The 18,807-nt window shown below is 62.6% G+C and carries 15 protein-coding genes; 10 read left to right on the forward strand and 5 right to left on the reverse strand.

The annotated features are described in order from the left end of the window. Positions 1 to 268: 268 nt before the first annotated feature. The gene (gene yegS, locus GEV38_RS09385) at positions 269 to 1,156 is read left to right on the forward strand and encodes a lipid kinase YegS (protein WP_015269520.1); all 888 of its coding nucleotides are present in this window, start codon (positions 269 to 271) and stop codon (positions 1,154 to 1,156) included. Here yegS and GEV38_RS09390 read toward each other — a convergent pair. The 3 genes from GEV38_RS09390 to GEV38_RS09400 form a co-directional block, all read right to left on the reverse strand. Next, positions 1,140 to 1,799, reverse strand: a complete 660-nt coding sequence (locus tag GEV38_RS09390; RefSeq protein WP_015269521.1) for a response regulator transcription factor — start codon at positions 1,797 to 1,799, stop codon at positions 1,140 to 1,142. The genes yegS and GEV38_RS09390 overlap by 17 nt on opposite strands. Then, entirely contained in the window at positions 1,789 to 2,685 is an 897-nt protein-coding gene (locus tag GEV38_RS09395) for a sensor histidine kinase (RefSeq protein WP_043935470.1), read from the reverse strand. The genes GEV38_RS09390 and GEV38_RS09395 overlap by 11 nt, the downstream gene beginning before the upstream one ends. A 375-nt stretch (positions 2,686 to 3,060) precedes the next feature. Continuing rightward, entirely contained in the window at positions 3,061 to 3,570 is a 510-nt protein-coding gene (locus GEV38_RS09400) for a hypothetical protein (RefSeq protein ID WP_054572733.1), read from the reverse strand. 350 nt (positions 3,571 to 3,920) lie between these two features. Here GEV38_RS09400 and GEV38_RS09405 point away from each other — a divergent pair, with 350 nt between their 5' ends. Both GEV38_RS09405 and GEV38_RS09410 read left to right on the forward strand, forming a co-directional pair. After that, positions 3,921 to 4,856, forward strand: a complete 936-nt coding sequence (locus GEV38_RS09405) for a chemotaxis protein CheV (protein ID WP_015269524.1) — start codon at positions 3,921 to 3,923, stop codon at positions 4,854 to 4,856. Positions 4,857 to 4,912: 56 nt separating this feature from the next. Further along, positions 4,913 to 5,716 carry an MOSC domain-containing protein gene (locus tag GEV38_RS09410; protein WP_054572732.1) on the forward strand — a complete coding sequence of 268 codons (804 nt, stop codon included), beginning with the start codon at positions 4,913 to 4,915 and terminating at the stop codon, positions 5,714 to 5,716. A 67-nt stretch (positions 5,717 to 5,783) separates the two neighbouring features. On the opposite strand, the gene GEV38_RS09415 is transcribed toward GEV38_RS09410, so the two are convergent. Continuing rightward, positions 5,784 to 7,709 (reverse strand): transglycosylase SLT domain-containing protein, encoded by a 1,926-nt coding sequence (locus tag GEV38_RS09415; protein WP_061302839.1) that lies wholly within the window; start codon positions 7,707 to 7,709, stop codon positions 5,784 to 5,786. A 221-nt stretch (positions 7,710 to 7,930) separates the two neighbouring features. On the opposite strand from GEV38_RS09415, the gene GEV38_RS09420 reads away from it, so the two are divergent. Beyond that, the gene (locus tag GEV38_RS09420) at positions 7,931 to 9,859 is read left to right on the forward strand and encodes an ATP-binding cassette domain-containing protein (protein ID WP_096010220.1); all 1,929 of its coding nucleotides are present in this window, start codon (positions 7,931 to 7,933) and stop codon (positions 9,857 to 9,859) included. Between the two features lie 125 nt (positions 9,860 to 9,984). Here the strand turns inward: GEV38_RS09420 and GEV38_RS09425 are convergent, their stop codons facing one another. Then, positions 9,985 to 10,425, reverse strand: a complete 441-nt coding sequence (locus GEV38_RS09425; RefSeq protein WP_013971709.1) for a universal stress protein — start codon at positions 10,423 to 10,425, stop codon at positions 9,985 to 9,987. 110 nt (positions 10,426 to 10,535) lie between these two features. Here GEV38_RS09425 and GEV38_RS09430 point away from each other — a divergent pair, with 110 nt between their 5' ends. The 6 genes from GEV38_RS09430 to GEV38_RS09455 all read left to right on the forward strand — a co-directional run bounded on the left by GEV38_RS09430 (position 10,536) and on the right by GEV38_RS09455 (position 18,786). Beyond that, positions 10,536 to 10,973, forward strand: a complete 438-nt coding sequence (locus GEV38_RS09430; protein ID WP_054572729.1) for a hypothetical protein — start codon at positions 10,536 to 10,538, stop codon at positions 10,971 to 10,973. A 645-nt stretch (positions 10,974 to 11,618) separates the two neighbouring features. Then, positions 11,619 to 13,766 (forward strand): fatty acid oxidation complex subunit alpha FadB, encoded by a 2,148-nt coding sequence (gene fadB / locus GEV38_RS09435; protein WP_015269529.1) that lies wholly within the window; start codon positions 11,619 to 11,621, stop codon positions 13,764 to 13,766. Positions 13,767 to 13,797: 31 nt separating this feature from the next. After that, positions 13,798 to 14,973 (forward strand): acetyl-CoA C-acyltransferase FadA, encoded by a 1,176-nt coding sequence (gene fadA, locus GEV38_RS09440; RefSeq protein WP_013971712.1) that lies wholly within the window; start codon positions 13,798 to 13,800, stop codon positions 14,971 to 14,973. Between the two features lie 77 nt (positions 14,974 to 15,050). Further along, the gene (locus GEV38_RS09445; RefSeq protein ID WP_015269530.1) at positions 15,051 to 15,302 is read left to right on the forward strand and encodes a DUF1653 domain-containing protein; all 252 of its coding nucleotides are present in this window, start codon (positions 15,051 to 15,053) and stop codon (positions 15,300 to 15,302) included. A 100-nt stretch (positions 15,303 to 15,402) separates the two neighbouring features. Then, positions 15,403 to 18,012, forward strand: coding sequence for a type I DNA topoisomerase (topA, locus tag GEV38_RS09450; RefSeq protein ID WP_015269531.1), 2,610 nt, complete (start codon positions 15,403 to 15,405; stop codon positions 18,010 to 18,012). A gap of 258 nt (positions 18,013 to 18,270) precedes the next feature. Continuing rightward, positions 18,271 to 18,786: a DUF6586 family protein gene (locus GEV38_RS09455; protein WP_043935471.1), complete on the forward strand. Its 516-nt coding sequence runs from the start codon at positions 18,271 to 18,273 to the stop codon at positions 18,784 to 18,786. Positions 18,787 to 18,807 lie beyond the last annotated feature (21 nt).

Genomic DNA, 18,807 nt, shown 5'->3' on the forward strand with positions numbered 1-18,807 from the left:
GCGTCCGTGGCAATAAAGTGTATCTGCTGAGCATAGCCGTGCATTGCCAGGCGTGTGGGAAAAGACAGGCCTACGCAATTAAATACTGGGAGCGGCCTAATGCCAGTCAGTTAAGGTTTCTACAGGCTTTACTGGGGCTGCAAAGCAGCCCCGAATTGCTTAACTGACAGGCACTGGGGAGCGGCCTGCTATTTTTTCGGGCGCATGCAACGATCCGCGACTGCAAAGGGTCGAGATCTGGGTTGATCACTTCACGGAGGCGCACAACATGCGAGCGGGCAAGGCAATGCTGATCCTGCATGGCAAGCAGGCGATGAACGAAGACTTGCGCAGCGCCGTGCATGACCTGCGCGACAGCGGCTGGGTCCTGGATGTGCGGGTTACCTGGGAGGCCGGTGACGCCCAGCGCCTGGTCACCGAGGCGCTGGCCGCCGGCTACGACCACATCGTCGCCGGAGGCGGGGATGGCACGCTGCGTGATGTCGCCGAGGCCATGGGGCTGGCAGGTACCAAGGCCAGCCTGGCGTTGTTGCCGCTGGGCACGGCCAACGATTTTGCCAAGGCCGCCGGCATACCCCTGGAGCCTGCCACGGCCCTGGCCTTGCTGAACATACCCGCACGGCCGATAGACCTGGGCCAGGCCGGCGACCAGCTGTTCCTCAACATGGCCACGGGCGGTTTTGGCAGCCAGGTCACGGCCAATACCTCCGAAGACCTGAAGAAAGTACTGGGCGCGGCCGCCTACCTGTTCACCGGGTTGTCGCGCTTTAGCGAACTGCAGGCCGCCTCGGTAGAGCTGCAAGGGCCAGGCTTCGACTGGCAGGGTGACCTGCTGGCGCTGGGGATCGGCAATGGCCGCCAGGCCGGGGGTGGGCAAGTGCTGTGCCCCGAGGCCCTGGTGAACGACGGCTTGCTCGATATCGCCATCCTGCCGGCACCTCAGGAGATGGTCGGGACGTTGCGTGAGCTGTTGGCCGGTAACGGTCTGTTCGTCAGGGCCAGGTTGCCCTGGGTGGAGATCAAGTGCTCGCAGGGGCTGGACATCAATCTTGATGGCGAGCCAGTGCAGGCCGAAAAGTTACGCTTCCAGGCCAAGCCCGCTGCACTGCGGCTACACCTGCCGGAGGGGTCTCCGTTGCTCAGTCGTCCAGGCTGATGATTTTCTCGCGCACGGCGAACAGCACCAGGCCGGCCACGTCATGGATTTGCAGGCGTTTCATGACTTGCGAGCGGTGGGTTTCCACTGTCTTGATCGACAGGCCCAGGCCGGTGGCGATTTCCCGGGTGGACTTGCCACGCACGATCAGGCGCAGGATCTCCAGCTGTCGCGCCGTGAGATTATGCCGCTCGCCAGCTGGTAGCTTGCCCTGCCTGGTGTGCTGCAGCGCCTGGTTGATGACCGTATGGGCGACGGCTGGGCTGAGGTAGCGCTCGCCGTTGCGCACCGCGGTCAGGGCCTGTTCCAGCTCGGTGGCGCTGGTGTCCTTGAGCAGGTAGCCGTGGGCGCCACTCTCCAGTGCCCGCATGATCAGGTCCGGGTCGGTGTGCATCGACAGGATCAACACCTTGCAGGTGCTGCCGCTGGCGCGCAGTTGGGTGAGGGCGTCCAGGCCGCTGGTCGAGCGCATGGAGATGTCCAGCAAGACGATGTCCGGCGCCAGCGTGCGCACCTGTTCGAGCAACTGGCTGCCGTCGTCGGCTTCACCGATCACGTCATAGCCGGGGATGTCGCACACCAGTGCGCGCACACCAGCGCGAATCAGCGAGTGGTCGTCTACCAGCAGCAGTCTACAGGTCATGGGTTGCAGTGCTCCTGGCGCGTTGCTGGGTGCGCGGTGGCCATGGGAACATCGCCTCGATGTGCGTGCCCAGGCCGAGCTGGCTGGTGATGTCCAGGCTGCCCTGCAACGCGGTTACCCGCTCCTGCATACCGGCCAAGCCCCGCTGGCCTGCTTCGGCCGGTTGCCTGGCGGGCACGAAGCCGCGGCCATCGTCTTGGATTGACAGCGCCAACCCCTCGGGGGTGCGCTGCAGGCGGATGACCAGATTGCGTGCCTGGGCGTGGCGCAGCATGTTGGTCACGGCTTCCTGGGTAATGCGGAACACCGCCATGGCCACGGCCTCGTCGATGCCCCCCAAGCGCTGGTTGCATGCCAGGCTCCAGTGAACGCCGCTGTTGCCCAGGGTGCGCACCAGGTGTGCGCGCAGGCTGGCTTCCAGGCCCAGGCTGGCCAACTGCCGCGGGTTGAGCAGGGCGGAGACATCGCGCACGTTGCCCAAGGTGTCATCCAGCGTGCTGCGCAGCGCGTCGCAGTGGCCTTGCAGCTCGTCGGGCATGCGCTTCTGCAGCCACTGCAGCTGCAGCTTGGCGGCGGTGAGCAACTGGCCGATGTCGTCGTGCAGTTCCCGGCTCAGGTGCTGGCGCTCGCCTTCCTGGACTTTGAGCATGCGCTCGGCCAGTTCCGCCGGGCGCAGGCTGATCGACTTGGCACCAAGGGCCAGGTGCACGGTAGCGCCCAGTGTGGCGGCCAGTTGCAGCACCAGCAGGCTGGCCGGAATCACCTGATCGGCCAGGTACAGCAACAGGTTGGCGACCAGCGAGGCAATGCACAGCCCGACAGTCGCCCAGCGCAGCAGGGTAGTACGGGAGCAGCACAGCAAAGAAGTCTTCAAGCGTGGAAGCATAGGTAGGGAAGCCACTGAAGTATTGCTGATGGAGGCCTTGCACAATCCATGTCAGAGGCTTTGGAGCAGTACTTGCCGTTTTCTTTCAAACACATGATCTTGCGACCTTGCTGCAGGCCGCAAGCGTTTGTGGGGGCGCATATTACCACTTCGCAGTGCATCGGTCGCGGTCGGCTAACGCCATGAAACGCCGACGGGGCGGGTGCGGGAGGGTGGCAAAGTGCCGCTTTGCTTGATCGCGCAATATGCACTTGCCATCGAACTTGTGCGCTGTTGATTCAACTTGGCACCCCGCAACCTGAAAAACCTCGAGAATGTTCCAGGTTCGGCCAGGATGGGCCTGAATAAACGTGCCCGGCTGCATTTTGCGCCAGTTCAATAGGTGGCAGATGAGCGGCCGGAGTGCGTGCTGCCTGCCGTCTCGGAATGCGGGTGAATGCACACGCTGCCTTGCTCGTCGCAGGGTGTGCAAGGTTGTGCAAACGTTTGCTGCAAGACCTTGGCCAGTTCACCCAGCAGCACCAACTGCTCGCCGATGTCCAGGTTAAGCCGTCCGGTGCAAGGGTCTACCAGTTCCAACTGCCAGGCCAGCAAGGTCAGGCAGGCCCCTACCGCGGGCAGGGCTTCGCGCTGCAGGCAACCGACCTGGCAGGCCGGTGCCAGCAATTGCTGCAGGGCGGTGGTGTAATGGGCGACTTCGCGCAGGCCCAGATGTGCGGCCTGTCGAGCGAGGTTGTCGAGGGCATTTTCCAGGCAGTGGCAAGCATCCGGGTCGTTGTCGATCAGTTCCAGATGCTGCAGGCATTCCTGGGCCTGGGTCAGCAGTACCTGCGCATCCAGCAGGAACCCCTGCAGGGCGTTATCGAACGACAAGGCGCTGTCCATCATGATGCCCCCGCGCGTGGGGCTGGCTCAGGGGACGGGCACGCCAAAACGATAGCTAGCAAAAGCCTGACTCCATTCATGCAATGAGAATGGCGTCACATTAATGGCTAAAGGATATCGCGAACATCAGGTCGCACCCGATTGTAGCTAAGGGTTTCCCTGATAAGGGCCTCAGGAGGGGAACTTTTGCTGTCCCGCTGAATCACCCGCGCTTCCCGCAGTAAAGCATGATGGTAAAGTGATATCAATTGCCTTCACGGCATTTTCCCGCAAGGGTCAAGGTGTGCGTGAAGCCGCCGATACAGGGTGGATGATTTCACTTTTTCCGACTCAAGCCTGGGGGCTTTCCAATGGCTGGCATTCTCGACACGGTAGACCAACGCACGCAACTGGTGGGTGAGAACCGCCTGGAAATCCTGATGTTTCGCCTGGCTGGCCGCCAGTTGTTCGCGATCAACGTGTTCAAGGTGCAGGAAGTGCTGCAGCTGCCCAAGTTGACCCTGATGCCCCAGCGCCACGCTTTCGTCTGCGGTGTGGTCAACCTGCGAGGCCAGACCCTGCCGGTGATCGACCTGTCCCAGGCGATCGGCATGCGCCCGCTGCAGCCGGGGCCGGACAGCACCATCATCGTCACCGAATACAACCGCTCGGTGCAGGCTTTCCTGGTGGGCGGTGTCGACCGTATCGTCAACATGAACTGGGAGGCGATCATGCCGCCGCCGTCCAGCGCCGGGCGCCAGCATTACCTGACGGCCATCACCAAGGTCGATGACAAGCTGGTGGAAGTGATCGACGTGGAGAAGGTGCTGGCCGAGATCGTGCCCTACAACGCCCGGGTTTCCGGCGACAAACTCGCCGATCCGGTGCTGGCCCGGGCCCGCGGCCGCGAAGTGCTGCTGGTGGACGACTCCAGCGTGGCACTGGCGCAATTGCGCGACACCCTGTCCCAGCTGGGTGTGAAGCTGCACGTGGCCAGTGATGGTCTGAAGGCGCTGCGCATGCTCAAGGGCTGGGCCGACGCTGGTGAGGATGTGTGCGAGAAGCTGCTGATGGTGTTCACCGACGCCGAGATGCCGGAAATGGACGGCTACCGGTTGACCACCGAGATCCGTGGCGATGCCCGTTTGCGCCAGCTGTACGTGGTTTTGCACACCTCGCTGTCGGGCAGTTTCAACGAATCCATGGTGAAGAAGGTAGGCTGCGACAACTTCCTGTCCAAGTTCCAGCCCGATCGCCTGGTCGACGTGGTCAAGCAACGCCTGTTGCTGGATGCCGCTACTGCGTGATCCCGGCCCCTGCGGAGTATAAGCTTGGCGTTTTGGCATGACGCGAGGCGGCAGGGATGTTTCTCAGTGAGCTGTATCGGTACCCGGTGAAGTCCGGGCAGGCGCAACGCCTGCAGGCTTCAGCGGTTGGGTTGCTGGGGTTGCAGGGTGACCGGCGCTGGATGGTGGTGGAGGAAGAAAATGGACGCTTCCTTACCCAGCGCGCCTGGCCTCATCTAGGCCAGATCAAGGCAAGCGACGATGACAGCGGCCAGTTGCTGCTGGAAGCACCTGGGCAAACTCCCTTGTGGGTACCTGTGCCACCTGCCGATGACGCCCTGCGCGGCGTGACCATCTGGCGCGATACCTTGCGTGTGCCGGATGCGGGCGACGCGGCGGCGGCCTGGCTCAGCCAGTTGCTGGGCAAGGCCGTGCGCCTGGTGTATTGCCCGGAGCAGCGCGCGCGTTACCTGCCCAATGGCTATGGCTTCAACAGTGACCGGGCGGCGTTCCCCGACGGTTTCCCGTTGTTGCTGATCAACCAGGGATCGCTGGAAGAACTCGATCGCCGTATCGGCCGGCCCATGGAGGTGCTTCGCTTTCGACCCAACCTGGTGGTGCAGGGGGCTGAACCGTTTGCCGAAGATGGCTGGAAGCGGATTCGTATCGGCAGCCTGGAGTTTCGCGTGCTCAAGCCCAGTGTGCGCTGCATCTTTACCACCATCGACCCGGTTACCGGCGAGCGCAGCGAGGACCGCGAGCCGATGGCCACGCTCAGGACCTTCCGTGAGAAGGAGGGGGATGTGCTGTTCGGGCAGAACCTGGCGGTGGATGGCAGCGGGTGGTTGGAGGTAGGGATGCAGGTCGAAATCCTGGAGTAGCTGTGTTGCCTGTGCCGGCCTCTTCGCGAGTAAACCCGCGAAGAGGCCGGCACAGGCTCAGTAGCAATCACATGTCATCGAAATACCGCTCATGCCAATCCACCAGCGGCTGCGGCGAGTTCAGCTTCTGCCCGTAGATCACCGAATACGACAGTACGTTCTGCACATACTGGCGCGTTTCGTCGAACGGGATCGACTCCACCCACACATCGAAGCTCAGGTGCTTGGCGCCTTTGAGCCACTGCCGCACACGCCCAGGCCCGGCGTTGTAGGCTGCCGACGCGAGCACCCGGTTGCCGTTGAACTGGCTGTGCACCTGGCTCAGGTAGGCCGCACCCAGCTGGATGTTCTTGTCCGGGTTGAGCACCTGCGCCGGTGATGCCAGCGGGATACTGAACTTGCGCGCGGTTTCCTTGGCCGTGGCCGGCATCAACTGCATCAGGCCGCTGGCACCGACCGGGGAACGGGCATCCTCCATGAACGCACTTTCCTGGCGGGTAATGGCGAAGACCCAGCTCGAATGCAGGCCGCGGACCTTGGCCTCGCGCACCAGGGTGTCGCGGTGGGCCATCGGGAAGCGGATGTCCAGGTCGTCCCAGTACTGCGCCTGGCTGATGGTGCGAATGGCCGGGAAGTACCAGCGCAGGTCGTAGCCCAGGCGCGCCTGGGCGACCATTTCGTCGCGGCTGAAGTGGCGGCTGACGTGGTACCACTCGCGGCGACCTTCGACGATCTGGCCACGGGCGTGGAACTCCAGGGCACGGCGGATGCCCGGGGTGTTGCGGACCTTGTTGACCAGCTGTGGGCTGAGCACCAGCGGCTTGTTGTTCAGCTGGTAAGGGGTTTGTGCCCGGTCGGCAGCGAGGAAACCGTAGAAGTCACGCTCGCGCGCCACGGTCTTGTACAGCAGCGGGATCTGTGGGTTGTTCGGCTGCGCCAGCTCCAGGCTGCGCGCCTGCCAGTACTTCCAGCGGCTGCTGTTGGCCAGGTCCTGGGGCAGGCGGCGGGTCAGCTCGTAGGCGTCTTCCCAGCGGCCCAGGCGCAGTAGCAGGCGCAGGCGCCATTCGCTGACGGTGTTGTCACGCAGCTCGGGGTCGTAACGGGTCATCAGGTCGAGCGCGCGCGGGTCGTAGCGGCGCGCCAGCGTCAGGCCGATTTCGCGGGCGATGGCCACCTTCTCGTCGCGTGAAAAGTGCATGCGCTGGGCGTAGTCGTCGAGCAGCGCCATGGCCCGCTCCGGGTCCTGTCGGGCAAGGCGGCGCAGGCCGAGGCTGACCACGTCGGACATGGCTTCGTTGGCCGGGGTGAAGCGCGACGGCTGGTTGAGCAGCTCGGGTTTCTGCGCCACCTCTACCAGCAGGCGCCCCTGCGGCGCGAGGGTGGTCAGGGTCTTGACCAGGTTGTTGGCCAGACCGTAATTGCGCGCCTGGGCCGCCAGCTTGGTGCGTTGCCAGCGCTTGGCCTCGGTCAGTTGGCCCTCGGCCGCCCACATGCCGAACAGTGTGTCGCAGGTAGCCGGCTGCGACTTGCCGACGTTCCACAGTTTGTCGGCCGTGGCAAAACCCTCGGCGCGCAGGCCGTGGCTGAGCTGGTACTGGCCGTTGAGGCAGTCCAGTTCGGTGAAGTTGAGCTTGGGGTCGTAGTACTTGACGAAAGTGTTCCATTCGCCGCGTTCGGCAAGCCAGCGCAACCAGCGTAGTTTCATCCAGTTGGCCTGGGGCAGGTCGCCATGCTTGGCAAGGAAACCTTCGATTTCCTGGTTGCTCGCGGTTTTCAGGCGGGCGGTGAGTTCGTCGTAGGCCAGGTAGGGCGTCAGCGGGTAGTCGCTGAGGGCCTGGGCATAGCGCAGATAGGGGCCTTTGTCGCCTTTGGCCAGCGCGCGCTTGGCCTCGTCATAGTACTGGCGTTGCAGGGTAAGATCGGCGGCCTGCGCCGCGCAGGTGGCGGCGGTGAGCAGCAGGCAGGATGCAATATGTAACAGGCGGCTGCGCATGATACGTCCGGGCAGTTGAACCATGGGGAAGTGACGGCGGAGCCAGCACTGTTGGAAGCTATTGCCTTAGCTTAGCTGTTTGCCAGCGGCGGGTGAAAGCACTGTGCTTGTATCGGGATATTAAGTTCGACCAGATGTCGCAAAGCCCTTGCCGGATGGCCAGGCGGATGCCGTCGGGGGCCAAGTCAGGTAGAATGCGCGCCCGATTTATGGAGACCAACATGACCCTGCTCAAATTCAGCGATGTGTCCCTCGCATTCGGCGCCATGCCGCTGCTGGACAAAGTGTCCTGGCAGATCGCTCGTGGCGAGCGGGTGTGCATCATCGGCCGCAACGGCACCGGCAAGTCGAGCATGCTGCGCCTGGTCAAGGGCGAGCAGAAGGGCGACGACGGCGAAATCTGGCGTGCCCCGGGCCTGAAGATCGGCGAGCTGCCGCAGGAGCTGCCGGTGGCCGACGAGCGCACGGTGTTCGACGTGGTGGCCGCAGGCCTGGATGGTGTGGGCGATCTGCTGGCGCAGTTCCATCACCTGAGCCTGAACATCCAGGGTGATGAAGACCTGGAAAAACTCATGCACGTCCAGCACGAGCTGGAAGCCCGTGACGGCTGGCGCCTGCAGCAGGTGGTGGAAAGCACTCTCAGCCGCCTGCAGCTGCCGGCCGACAAGACCCTGGCCGAACTGTCCGGTGGCTGGCGCCGCCGCGTGCTGCTGGCCCAGGCGCTGGTGTCGGAGCCCGACCTGCTGCTGCTCGACGAGCCGACCAACCACCTGGACATCGGTGCCATCGCCTGGCTCGAAGAGGCCCTGCGCGGCTTCAATGGCGCGGTACTGTTCATCACCCACGACCGTTCGTTCCTGCAGAACCTGGCCACCCGCATCCTCGAACTGGACCGCGGCGGCCTGATCGACTGGAACGGCGACTATGCCAGCTTCCTGGTGCACAAGGAGGCCGCGCTGGCCGCCGAGGAAACCGCCAACGCGTTGTTCGACAAGCGTCTGGCCCAGGAAGAGGTATGGATTCGCCAGGGCATCAAGGCCCGCCGTACCCGCAACGAAGGCCGCGTACGCGCGCTGAAGGCCCTGCGCGTGGAGCGCAGCGAACGCCGCGAGCGCCAGGGCAAGGCCAACATCCAGATCGAGGCGGCGGAAAAGTCCGGCAAGCAGGTAATGGTGCTGGAGAACGTCAGCTTCCATCACCCGGAAGGGCCTGTGCTGGTCAAGGACTTCTCCATGGTCCTGCAGCGTGAGGACCGCATTGGCCTGCTGGGCGCGAATGGTACCGGCAAGACCACGTTGCTAAAGCTGATGCTCGGTGACCTGGAGCCGACCGCAGGCAAGGTAGAGCGCGGCACCAAGCTGGAAGTGGCCTATTTCGACCAGATGCGCCACCAGCTCGACCTGGAAAAGACCGTTATCGACAACCTGGCCGAAGGCCGGGACTTCATCGAGATCGACGGCCAGAACCGCCATGTGCTGAGCTACCTGGGCGATTTCCTGTTCAGCCCTCAGCGTGCCCGTACGCCGGTCAAGGCGCTCTCGGGTGGCGAGCGTGCACGGCTGTTGCTGGCCAAGCTGTTCAGCAAGCCGGCCAACCTGCTGGTGCTTGACGAGCCGACCAACGACCTGGACGTGGAAACCCTCGAGCTGCTCGAGGAGGTGCTGTCCAACTACAAGGGCACCGTGCTGATGGTCAGCCACGACCGGGCCTTCCTCGACAACGTCGTCACCAGCACCCTGGTGTTCGAAGGCGAGGGCAAGGTGCGTGAATACGTCGGTGGTTACGAGGACTGGATTCGCCAAGGGGGCTCGCCGAAGCTGCTGGGCGTGACCGAGAGCAAGGGCGGCAAGTCCGAGCTCAACAGCGCGGTGGTGGAGAAGGTAGAGGCCAAGCCGGCGCCTGCGCCGGTTGCAGTGGTGGCAGATGGTTCGAAGAAGAAGCTCAGCTACAAGCTGCAACGTGAGCTGGAAATGCTGCCGGGGCAGATCGACGAGCTGGAGCAGCGCATGGCCGAGGCCCAGGAAGAAGTGAATGCGGCGGGCTTCTATCAGCGGCCGATTGCGGAAACCTCGGCAGTGCTGGCCAAGATCGAGAAGCTGCAGAGTGAGCTGGATGTGCTGGTGGAGCGCTGGGCCGAGCTGGAAGGCTGATCGGCGTTAGCCTGACCCGGCCTCTTCGCGGGTTAACCCGCTCCCACAAGGACCGCACCGCTGTTGAGCGCGGTGCAGTACCTGTGGGAGCGGGTTCACCCGCGAAAGGGCCGGCACAGGTTGAATCATTCCTTCTTCTGCAATCGCACCGCCAGTACATCGCACGGCGCGCCATGCAGCACGTCATTGGCCGTGGAGCCCAGCAGCAATGCCAGGCCATGCCGGCCATGGCTGCCAACCACGATCAGGTCGCACTTCTGGTCCTTGGCCAACTGGTGGATTTCCTGGCGCGGCTGGCCATAGGTCAGGTGCGAGTCGCCGCGGTGGATGTCCGGGTATTTGTTGAACAGGCGGTCCATGCGTTCCTTGGCCTGGTCGAACTGCTGCTGTTGCAGCTGCGACAGGTCCATCGGCACGTCGCCGCCGAACGCCATGGCCATCGGCTCGACGATGTGTACCAGCGAAACCTTGGCATTCGACGGCGCGGCCAGCGCCATGGCGCGCTTGATCACCGGGTCGCATTCTTCGGTCAGGTCGACGGCGACCAGAAGATGTTCGTAGGACATGAGCGGAACTCCTGACAATCGCGATAGAAGAAGTATGGTCGCTTTCGGGCGGGTCTTCCGTGAAAAATGGCTAACCAGCTCATTTGCAACGTTTTATGGGAACTACTGATATGACGGTATTGCTGGTGGTGTCAATCCTCGCGCTGATTCTCAGCCCGCTTTCCTGGCTGCGCACATCGCGCAAGCAGAGCGAGCAGATGAAGCTGCGCCTGGAGGCTCGGCACATGGGTTTGGCCATGCAGCTGGCGCCGCAGCAATGGCCGCACTGGCTGGAAAAGGAGCCGCCAAGCCCATGCCCGCAATACCACCGGGCGCGTCGCCGCGGGCATGAGGACAGCTTCTGCTTCTGGCAGATCACCCCGGGGGTTTGGTGGAACCAGTGGCGTGAACCCTGCGAGGACCCACGCTTCATGGAGGCCTTGGCACGCTTGCCGGCGAGTGTCTACAAGGTCGAGGGCGATGCCCGGATGATCGCGTTGTACTGGACCGAGCGGGGCGATACGGCTGTGTTGCAGGATATTGCCCACGTCCTCGAAGCCCTGGCTTGAGAGCTGTCTTGCACGGGCCCTGTAGGAGCGGCCTTGTGTCGCGATCGGGCTGCGCAGCAGCCCCGGCAATCTTTGCTTTTCTCTCAAATCCCCGGGGCTGCTGCGCAGCCCGATCGCGACACAAGGCCGCTCCTACAGGGGTATGCGGTGCTTTTTAAGCCTCTATAACGACAAAGCGGCGGCTTGGCCGAACCCTGAAGGGGTGGGGTGCCAAGTCGCCGCTTTGCGTTCTGCTGCGCAGAAAAGGCCAGGCAGGCCGGGTATGCATTCAAGCAAGTGCCAGTGTAGCCGTTGGAGGCCGCCGCGCAAGGCAAAAGCTGCAGCATTCTTCTGCGGTTCATGGTCAATCGCCGACATGAATGGTCAGCAATCACTGTCATCATGTTTTGTACCGGGACGCTACAAAATGACCGGAAAGTCGTGTTTTCACCTTGCTCGCGAGCATTTGACAACGCCGATCTTTTCGGAGAATGTGTGCACACCCAAATCAAACGGGCGTATGAATTGAGCGTTTGTATGTCATGACGCCAAGCCATACTTCCGACTAGCGCGCTGACGGGTGTGCCTGGGGCAGGGCAGCTAGGCCTGCTTTTGCCGCAGCGATCGGCGTGTACAGTTCAGCTTCCATATCGTGGAGATCAGTTGATGATTTACGAAGGTAAAGCCATCACGGTTAAGGCTCTTGAAAGTGGCATCGTCGAGCTCAAGTTCGACCTCAAGGGTGAGTCCGTCAACAAGTTCAACCGCCTGACCCTGAACGAACTGCGCCAGGCCGTCGATGCCATCCAGGCCGACGCCTCGGTCAAGGGCGTGATCGTCAGCAGTGGCAAGGACGTGTTCATAGTCGGCGCCGACATCACCGAGTTCGTCGACAACTTCAAGCTGCCCGAGGCCGAACTGGTCGCCGGCAACCTGGAAGCCAACCGCATTTTCAACGCCTTCGAAGACCTCGAAGTGCCGACCGTCGCCGCCATCAACGGCATCGCCCTGGGCGGCGGCCTGGAAATGTGCCTGGCCGCCGACTACCGGGTCATGTCCACCAGCGCCAAGATCGGCCTGCCGGAAGTCAAGCTGGGTATCTACCCGGGCTTTGGCGGCACCGTGCGCCTGCCGCGCCTGATCGGTTCGGACAACGCCATCGAATGGATCGCCGCCGGCAAGGAAAACCGTGCCGAGGACGCCCTGAAAGTGGGGGCTGTCGACGCCGTGGTCGCGCCTGAGCTGCTGATGGCCGGTGCCCTTGACCTGGTCAAGCGCGCCATCAGTGGCGAGCTGGACTACAAGGCCAAGCGCCAGCCCAAGCTGGAAAAGCTCAAGCTCAACGCCATCGAACAGATGATGGCCTTCGAGACTGCCAAGGGCTTCGTCGCCGGCCAGGCCGGCCCGAACTACCCAGCCCCGGTCGAAGCCATCAAGACTATCCAGAAGGCTGCCAACTTCGGCCGTGACAAGGCCCTGGAAGTCGAAGCCGCAGGCTTCGCCAAGCTGGCCAAGACCTCGGTTGCCGAGAGCCTCATCGGCCTGTTCCTCAACGACCAGGAACTCAAACGCAAGGCCAAGGCGCATGACGAAATCGCCCACGACGTGAAGCAGGCCGCCGTGCTCGGTGCCGGCATCATGGGTGGCGGCATCGCCTACCAATCGGCGGTCAAGGGCACCCCGATCCTGATGAAGGATATCCGCGAGGAAGCCATCCAGCTGGGCCTGAACGAGGCCTCCAAGCTGCTCGGCAACCGCGTCGAGAAGGGCCGCCTGACCCCGGCCAAGATGGCCGAGGCACTCAACGCCATTCGCCCGACCCTGTCCTATGGTGACTTCGCCAATGTCGACATCGTCGTCGAGGCCGTGGTCGAGAACCCGAAAGTCAAGCAGGCCGTGCTGGCTGAAGTGGAAGCCCAGGTGAAGGACGATGCGATCCTCGCTTCCAACACCTCGACCATTTCCATCAACCTGCTGGCCAAGGCGCTCAAGCGCCCGGAAAACTTCGTTGGCATGCACTTCTTCAACCCGGTGCACATGATGCCGCTGGTGGAAGTCATCCGTGGCGAGAAGTCCAGTGAAGTGGCGGTTGCCACCACCGTGGCCTACGCCAAGAAAATGGGCAAGAACCCGATCGTGGTCAACGACTGCCCGGGCTTCCTGGTCAACCGCGTGCTGTTCCCGTACTTCGGCGGCTTCGCCAAGCTGGTAAGCGCCGGTGTCGACTTCGTGCGTATCGACAAGGTCATGGAGAAGTTCGGCTGGCCAATGGGCCCGGCGTACCTGATGGACGTGGTCGGCATCGACACCGGCCACCACGGCCGCGACGTGATGGCCGAAGGGTTCCCGGACCGCATGAAGGACGAGCGCCGCTCGGCCGTTGACGCATTGTACGAGGCCAACCGCCTGGGGCAGAAGAACGGCAAGGGCTTCTACGCCTACGAAACCGACAAGCGCGGCAAGCCGAAGAAGGTCGCCGACGCCACCGTGCTCGACGTGCTCAAGCCGATCGTCTACGAGCAGCGTGAAGTCACCGACGAAGACATCATCAACTGGATGATGGTCCCGCTGTGCCTGGAGACCGTGCGCTGCCTGGAAGACGGCATCGTCGAAACCGCTGCCGAAGCCGACATGGGTCTGGTCTACGGCATTGGTTTCCCTCCCTTCCGCGGTGGTGCGCTGCGCTACATCGACTCGATCGGTGTGGCCGAATTCGTTGCCCTGGCCGATCAATACGCCGACCTGGGGCCGCTGTACCACCCGACCGCGAAGCTGCGTGAGATGGCCAAGAACGGCCAGCGCTTCTTCAACTGAGCGGTCAACGAGCTAGAGCGAGAGATTTGATATGAGCCTGAATCCAAGAGACGTGGTGATTGTCGACTTCGGTCGCACGCCGATGGGCCGCTCCAAGGGTGGCATGCACCGCAATACCCGCGCCGAAGACATGTCGGCGCACCTGATCAGCAAGCTGTTGGAACGCAACGACAAGGTCGACCCGAAAGAAGTCGAGGACGTGATCTGGGGCTGCGTCAACCAAACCCTCGAGCAGGGCTGGAACATCGCCCGGATGGCCTCGCTGATGACCCAGATCCCGCACACTTCCGCGGCGCAGACCGTCAGCCGCCTGTGCGGCTCGTCGATGAGCGCGCTGCACACCGCCGCCCAGGCGATCATGACCGGCAACGGTGATGTGTTCGTGGTCGGTGGCGTGGAGCACATGGGCCACGTCAGCATGATGCATGGCGTCGACCCCAACCCGCACCTGTCCTTGCATGCTGCCAAGGCTTCCGGGATGATGGGCCTGACCGCGGAAATGCTCGGCAAGATGCACGGCATCACCCGTGAGCAGCAGGACCTGTTCGGCCTGCGTTCGCACCAGCTGGCCCACAAGGCCACGGTCGAAGGCAAGTTCAAGGACGAAATCATCCCGATGCAGGGCTACGACGAGAACGGCTTCCTGAAGGTGTTCGATTTCGACGAAACCATTCGCCCGGAAACCACCCTCGAAGGCCTGGCATCGCTGAAGCCGGCGTTCAACCCGAAAGGCGGTACCGTCACTGCCGGTACCTCGTCGCAGATCACCGACGGTGCATCGTGCATGATCGTCATGTCCGGTCAGCGCGCCATGGACCTGGGCATCCAGCCATTGGCGGTCATCCGTTCCATGGCGGTAGCTGGTGTCGACCCGGCAATCATGGGCTACGGCCCGGTGCCGTCGACCCAGAAAGCCCTCAAGCGTGCTGGCCTGACCATGGCCGACATCGATTTCATCGAGCTCAATGAAGCCTTCGCTGCACAGGCCCTGCCAGTGCTGAAAGACTTGAAAGTACTCGACAAGATGGATGAGAAGGTTAACCTGCACGGCGGCGCCATTGCCTTGGGCCACCCGTTCGGTTGCTCCGGGGCGCGGATTTCCGGCACCCTGCTCAATGTCATGAAGCAGAATGGCGGTACCCTGGGGGTGGCGACCATGTGCGTCGGCCTCGGCCAAGGTATCACCACTGTCTTCGAGCGCGTCTGATCGCGTAGCGGGACAGCGACCGGGGCCTTGTGCCCCGGTTTTGTTTTTACAGGTTTTATTCAAGAGGGTGGAGCAACATGCAGATACAACCAGGCGTATACCGGCATTACAAAGGGCCTGAGTACCGTGTCTTCAGTGTTGCGCGGCACTCCGAGAGCGAAGAGTGGATGGTGTTCTACCAATGCCTGTATGGTGATTACAGCTTCTGGGTACGGCCACTTTCGATGTTCCGGGAGTCCGTCGAGGTTGACGGCGAGCAGGTGCCACGCTTTGCTTTGGTCAAGGCCGAAGAGGGGCTGCCCGGGGTGCTGGGCAAGTCGCACCAGTGATAGTCCGAACTTGACCTCACACTTTTGCCACTATATATAGCGGTGCCGCGTCTGGCACCTGACGCGTTTTTCATCTTCAGATTCAGGAATACTCCGATCCATGGGCAAATCGCTGGTCATTGTGGAATCCCCGGCCAAGGCCAAGACCATCAACAAGTACCTGGGCAACCAGTACGTGGTGAAGTCGAGTATCGGCCATATCCGAGACCTCCCCACCAGCGGTTCGGCCAGCGCCAGCAAAGAGCCAGCCGCCAAGCGTGGCAAGGCCGCGGGTGAGGCTCCGGCCCTGTCGCCGAAGGAAAAGGCCCGCCGCCAGCTGGTGGCACGCATGGGCGTCGACCCCGACCACGGCTGGAAGGCCAAGTACGAGATCCTGCCTGGCAAGGAAAAGGTGATCGAAGAGCTGCGCCGCCTGGCGAAGGACGCCGACACCATCTATCTCGCAACCGACTTGGACCGCGAAGGGGAAGCCATTGCCTGGCACCTGCGCGAGGCCATCGGCGGCGATGACACCCGCTACAAACGCGTGGTGTTCAACGAAATTACCAAGAAGGCCATCCAGGAGGCCTTCTCGCAGCCGGGCGAGCTGGATATCGACCGGGTCAACGCGCAGCAGGCGCGGCGTTTCCTCGACCGCGTGGTCGGCTACATGGTTTCGCCGCTGCTGTGGGCCAAGATCGCCCGGGGCTTGTCCGCCGGCCGTGTACAGTCGGTCGCGGTGAAGCTGGTGGTGGAGCGCGAGCGTGAAATCCGCGCGTTCATCCCGGAAGAGTACTGGGAAATCCATGCCGACCTCGGCACCGCCAAGAACGCCAAGGTGCGCTTCGAAGTGGCCCGCGAGAAGGGCGAGGCCTTCAAACCGCTGAACGAAGCCCAGGCCATGGCCGCGCTGGAGAAGCTCAAGGCTTCCAGCTACAGCGTGGTCAAGCGCGAAGACCGCCCGACCAGCAGCAAGCCTTCGGCACCGTTCATTACCTCCACCTTGCAGCAGGCCGCCAGCAACCGCCTGGGCTTCGGTGTGAAGAAAACCATGATGATGGCCCAGCGCTTGTACGAAGCCGGCTACATCACCTACATGCGTACCGACTCGACCAACCTGTCGGCCGACGCCCTGGATATGGCGCGCAGCTACATCGAGCGCGAGTTCGGCAAGCAGTACCTGCCCGAGGCACCGCTGGTGTACGGCAGCAAGGAAGGCGCCCAGGAGGCGCACGAAGCGATTCGTCCTTCCGACGTGAACACCCACCCGAGCAAGCTCAGTGGCATGGAGCGTGACGCCGAGCGCCTGTATGAGCTGATCTGGCGCCAGTTCCTGGCCTGCCAGATGCCGCCGGCGCAGTACCTGTCCACCAGCGTCACCGTGGCTGCAGGCGACTTCGAGTTGCGTGCCAAGGGCCGTATCCTCAAGTTCGACGGTTACACCCGTGTGCTGCCGCAACAGAGCAAGCCTGGCGAAGACGACGTGTTGCCGGAAATGGTCCAGGGCGAAGCGCTGAAGCTGATCCAGATCGACCCGAGCCAGCACTTCACCAAGCCACCGGCGCGCTTCACCGAAGCCAGCCTGGTCAAGGAAATGGAAAAGCGCGGCATCGGTCGCCCGTCGACCTATGCGGCGATCATTTCGACCATTCAGGACCGTGGCTATGTGACCCTGCACAACCGCCGCTTCTATTCCGAGAAGATGGGCGACATCGTCACCGAGCGCCTGTCCGAAAGCTTCTCCAACCTGATGGACTACGGCTTTACCGCCGACATGGAAGAGAACCTCGACGACGTGGCCCAGGGCGAGCGTGACTGGAAGAACGTGCTCGACGAGTTCTACGGCGACTTCAGCAAGAAGCTGCAGACTGCCGAGTCCAGCGAAGACGGCATGCGTGCCAACCAGCCGACCATGACCAACATTCCGTGCAAGGAATGTGGCCGGCCGATGATGATCCGCACCGCCTCCACCGGCGTGTTCCTCGGTTGCTCGGGCTACAGCCTGCCGCCGAAAGAGCGCTGCAAGGCCACCGTCAACCTGGTGCCGGGCGACGAGATTGCCGCCGACGACGAGGGCGAATCGGAATCCCGCGTGTTGCTGGGCAAGCACCGCTGCCCGATCTGCGCCACGGCGATGGATGCATACCTGCTGGACGAGAAGCACAAGCTGCACATCTGCGGTAACAACCCGGATTGCGCTGGCTACGAGATCGAGGAAGGCAACTACCGCATCAAGGGATACGAAGGGCCGAGCCTGGAGTGCGACAAGTGTGGCAGCGAGATGCAGTTGAAGACTGGCCGCTTCGGCAAGTTCTTCGGTTGCACCAACCCGGCGTGCAAGAACACTCGCAAACTGCTCAAGAGCGGCGAGGCGGCGCCACCGAAGATGGACAAGGTGGACATGCCGGAGCTCAAGTGCGAGAAGGTCGACGATACCTACGTGCTGCGTGATGGCGCTTCGGGGCTGTTCCTGGCAGCCAGCCAGTTCCCCAAGAATCGCGAAACCCGTGCACCGCTGGTGCTGGAAATCGTTCCACACAAACACGAGATTGATCCGAAGTACCACTTCCTGTGCGATGCGCCGCAGAAAGACCCGGAAGGCCGCCCTGCAGTTATCCGCTACAGCCGCAAGACCAAGGAGCAGTATGTGCAGTCCGAGGTTGATGGCAAGCCGACCGGCTGGAAGGCGTTCTACGACGGCAATGCGTGGAAGGTTGAAGACAAGCGCTGATTCTTCATCAGTCTCTGACCTGCGCGCGCCCTTGTAGGAGCGGCCTTGTGTCGCGAAAGGGCTGCAAAGCAGCCCCAGGATTTCAGCGCAGATGCACAAATTGCTGGGGCTGCTTTGCAGCCCTTTCGCGACACAAGGCCGCTCCTACAGCTGACCGCGTTAACCGGTCAGGCGGGGCAAGCCTGCGAAGGGGCGCAAAGCGGCCCCAATCATTTATGATGCAGCTATCCGCTTTGCAGCCTTAGGGAGGTCACTGAAATGGCCCAGGAACTCTACACCCGCACCAATCAGAAACTGTTCTTTGCCGGCCTCGCCCTGGAGTCCATGGCCAAGGCCGAACAAAGCCAGGCCATGAATGCCCAGGGCCTGGTCCAGGCCGAACGCGAGTCGGCGCTGTTCCATCTCTACGGCGCATTGTTGGGCCTGTGTCATGAAATTGGTGGCTTCTACCGCTTGCCAGTTGTTGCAACTGTCGAGCAAGCACTGGCTGACGACGCCCTGAACGGTATCGCCATCCCGGAAGTGGCCGAGCTGCTGGAGCTGGCCCGCCAGCGCGAAACCTGGCTGGCACAAATGCTTGGTGCTTATGCCGATTTGTTCCGACCACCGGTCGCGAAAAAAACGCCGAAAACCGACGTTACCCAGCCATTGATTCAGGCGGTCAATCTCGATGAGCCCGAGCATCCGGCGCTGTCGCATGCCGAACTGGAACGCTGGCGCAGCGACCTCAAAGGCCTGGTGAGACGTTTCCGTGACGCGTTGAGTGAGTGCTGATAGCAGCTACGGCTGGTACAA

The sequence above is a fragment of the Pseudomonas sp. 13159349 genome, from assembly GCF_013305685.1.
Classification (GTDB): Bacteria; Pseudomonadota; Gammaproteobacteria; order Pseudomonadales; family Pseudomonadaceae; genus Aquipseudomonas; species Aquipseudomonas asiatica.